Origin of the sequence: Methylobacterium oxalidis, from assembly GCF_007992195.1 — a bacterium.
In the GTDB taxonomy this organism is placed as follows: domain Bacteria; phylum Pseudomonadota; class Alphaproteobacteria; order Rhizobiales; family Beijerinckiaceae; genus Methylobacterium; species Methylobacterium oxalidis.
Genome location: NZ_BJZU01000236.1, coordinates 1 through 3115, shown reverse-complemented (window position 1 = coordinate 3115; position 3115 = coordinate 1). Strand labels below are relative to the sequence as shown.

The 3115-nt window shown below is 64.5% G+C and carries 4 protein-coding genes; 3 read left to right on the top strand and 1 reads right to left on the bottom strand.

Going from position 1 to position 3115, the window contains the following annotated elements; genetic code table 11:
• Positions 1 to 214: 214 nt before the first annotated feature.
• The gene (locus MOX02_RS33105; protein WP_373866795.1) at positions 215 to 778 is read right to left on the bottom strand and encodes a hypothetical protein; all 564 of its coding nucleotides are present in this window, start codon (positions 776 to 778) and stop codon (positions 215 to 217) included.
• Between MOX02_RS33105 and MOX02_RS31695 the strand changes: the two genes are divergently transcribed.
• The 3 genes from MOX02_RS31695 to MOX02_RS29925 all read left to right on the top strand — a co-directional run bounded on the left by MOX02_RS31695 (position 662) and on the right by MOX02_RS29925 (position 3025).
• A complete protein-coding gene (locus MOX02_RS31695; protein WP_170268056.1) occupies positions 662 to 904 on the top strand; it encodes a hypothetical protein in 243 nt (80 codons plus the stop codon). The genes MOX02_RS33105 and MOX02_RS31695 overlap by 117 nt on opposite strands.
• A 148-nt stretch (positions 905 to 1052) precedes the next feature.
• Positions 1053 to 1337: a DUF485 domain-containing protein gene (locus MOX02_RS29930; RefSeq protein WP_147029399.1), complete on the top strand. Its 285-nt coding sequence runs from the start codon at positions 1053 to 1055 to the stop codon at positions 1335 to 1337.
• Positions 1334 to 3025, top strand: coding sequence for a cation acetate symporter (locus tag MOX02_RS29925; RefSeq protein ID WP_280525376.1), 1692 nt, complete (start codon positions 1334 to 1336; stop codon positions 3023 to 3025). The genes MOX02_RS29930 and MOX02_RS29925 overlap by 4 nt, the downstream gene beginning before the upstream one ends.
• Positions 3026 to 3115 lie beyond the last annotated feature (90 nt).

The following is a 3115-nucleotide window of genomic DNA, read 5'->3' as shown; positions in this document are numbered from 1 at the left end:
CCCGGACCTCACCGGTAGCGATTGCCTGCTTGGTTCAAGGCCTCACGCCCACGGGGGCCTGCGTCGTCTTTCCCGAAGGCGTGATGATCCCGCGGTATTTCGATCTGCTCGTCGGGTCGGACAGTCGCACCTATCGCGCCCGAACGATGTGGCGTCACCGTCACAAGAGGCCGCCACGCCACGGAGCAGCCCATCACCGCCGACCCGCTGTACGCTAGCTTGCTTGTCGTGACCTCCGCCTCCCTTGTGCTGCCGGCCTTTGATCGAGTTGCATGAAAATGGCGACCGAAGCGAACCGGGCGAGTTGAAGCGAAAAGCCCCGCGCAAGAGCTTGAGCGACCGATGGTGGCCGAGAGCTGCCTGACCGCTTCGAGTATGTTGCGCAGCGAAGCGGACGCGGCCTCCTTCGATCGGAGAACCGGGCGGCCCCGCATCGATGAAGCCCCTGCCTGCCGTCTGATCCCGGGATAGCTGCCGATGCCGAACCGAATCCAGTCGGCCTTCCGCGCTGCCGCCGAGGCCGGCGTCGGCCTATTGGCGGCCTGCAGTCGGCTGCGACTACCCGGAACGCGGAGCCCCTTCGTGATCGGCTGCGCTCGACGACCCAGCGGCGCTCCAGCACGACGAAGCTGTTCTGATCGGTCTGCTTCTCGACGACGCGATGGCGCATGCCATGCAGACGGCACCACTGCTGGCAGCGTTCGGCCTCGAAGGCGCCATCCAGGATGGCCTGGCGCAGGCTTGGCCACTGCGCCTTGCCGTCATCAAGGGCGGCCAGCGTGTCGCGATCCTGCACGTTGGCGGGCACGACCGCGAGTGCCAGAAGATGACCCTCGGCACGGTGGACACTCGGCAAGCCGACGCTCAAAATACGACAGGGACAACGGTTTGTGGCTGGCCTTGAGCGAGCGAGCTAGAGCCAGCTCTTATGGGAGGGCAGCACCTTGAGCAGACCACCGTACTCCCAGGCCACAAGCCCGAGTGGCTCTGCTGTCCACGAACCTGGGTCGTCGCGCGGTGCGCATACGCAGACCGCGTCGGAATACGATCGAATTGTCGCAAATCCAGACTTCCAGCAGCTTGTGCGCGAGCGTACACGCTTCGGCTGGATCCTGACGGCTGCCATTCTGATCATCTATTTCGGGTTTATCGGTCTCATTGCGTTCGACAAAGCGCTGCTGGCTGTGAAAGTTGGCGGCGGCACAGCCTCGCTCGGGCTCTTCCTCGGCGTCGGCGTCATTCTCATCGCCTTCGTACTTACAGGCATCTACGTCGCGCGCGCCAACACCCGCTTCGATGCACTCACCGCAGACCTCAAGCGGAGCCTCGGCCAGTGATCAGCCTCAGCCGATTCGCCGTTAACACTACGGCTCTCACCTTCTTCGCCACTCCGGCTATAGCGGCCGGGCCCGATCTCGGTGCCGTGCAGCAGCAGGCCACGAACTGGCCGGCGATCGGCATGTTCCTGTTCTTCGTGCTGGGCACCCTCGGCATCACCTACAAGGCCGCCCAGGGCACCAAGTCAGCCTCCGACTTCTACGCGGCCGGCGGCGGCATCTCGGCGGGCACGAACTCCCTCGCGATCGCGGGCGACTACATGTCGGCCGCCTCGTTCCTCGGCATCTCGGGCCTCGTCTACACCTCGGGCTTCGACGGGCTGATCTACTCGACCGGCTTCCTCGTCGGCTGGCCGATCGTGCTGTTCCTGATCGCGGAGCGTCTGCGCAACCTCGGCAAGTTCACCTTCGCCGACGTGGCGAGCTTCCGTCTCGACCAGACCGCGATCCGCATCATCTCGGCGACCGGCACCCTCGTCGTGGTGGCCTTCTACCTGATCGCCCAGATGGTCGGGGCCGGCAAGCTGATCCAGCTCCTGTTCGGCTTGCCCTACCTCTACGCCGTGGTGATCGTCGGCGCGCTGATGATCATCTACGTCGCCTTCGGCGGCATGAAGGCGACCACCTGGGTCCAGGTGATCAAGGCCTGCCTGCTGCTCGGCGGCGCGAGCTTCATGGCCGGCGCGGTGCTCTACAAGTACGGCTTCAACCCGGAGGCCCTGTTCGCGGCGGCCGTACAGACCCACCCGAAGGGCGACGCCATTATGGCGCCTGGAGGCCTCGTCACGAGCCCGATCGAGGCCATCTCGCTCGGTGTCGGCTTGATGTTTGGCACGGCCGGTTTGCCGCACATCCTGATGCGCTTCTTCACCGTGTCGGACGCCCAGGCCGCCCGAAAGTCGGTGTTCTACGCCACGGGCCTGATCGGCTACTTCTACATCCTGACCTTCATCATCGGCTTCGGCGGCATCGCCCTGCTGATGTCGGATCCGAGTTACTTCAAGCTCGGCGCGGGCGGCTCTTTCGACAAGATCAAGGACATGATCGGCGGCACCAACATGGTCGCCGTCAACCTCGCCAACGCGGTCGGCGGCCCCTACTTCCTCGGCTTCATCTCGGCGGTGGCCTTCGCGACCATCCTAGCGGTGGTGGCCGGGCTAACGCTGGCCGGCGCCTCGGCGGTGAGCCACGACCTCTATGCGAGCGTGATCGCGCGCGGTCGCACCACCGAGCGGCACGAGGTCAACCTCTCGAAGATCTCAGCGGTAGTGATCGGAATCGTGGCGATCATCCTCGGCTACATTTTCGAGAACCAGAACGTTGCCTTTATGGTCGGCCTCGCCTTCTCGGTGGCGGCGAGCTGCAACTTCCCCGTGCTCGCCATGTCGATCCTGTGGCGCGGCACGACGACCTGGGGCGCCCTGGTCGGGGGCCTCGTCGGGCTCGTCGCGGCCGTGGTGATGGTGGTCCTGTCGAAGGCTGTCTGGGTCAATACGTTCGGCAATCCCACCGCGATCTTCCCTTACGACAACCCAGCCCTGTTCTCGATGCCGCTGGCGTTCCTGACCATCTACGCAGTGTCGAAGATGGATAATTCACGTCGGGCTCAGCGCGAACGCTCCCTCTTCGACGAGCAGTTCGTACGCTCAGAGACAGGGATCGGAGCTGCCGGAGCTCACGCGCACTGAAAGCGATGCTGCACCCTCGTTGGAGGGTGCAACATTGGCCGACAAGGTCCTGCCTTACGGACAAACGTCTGGGTTGGTGGAGGCCTAGGG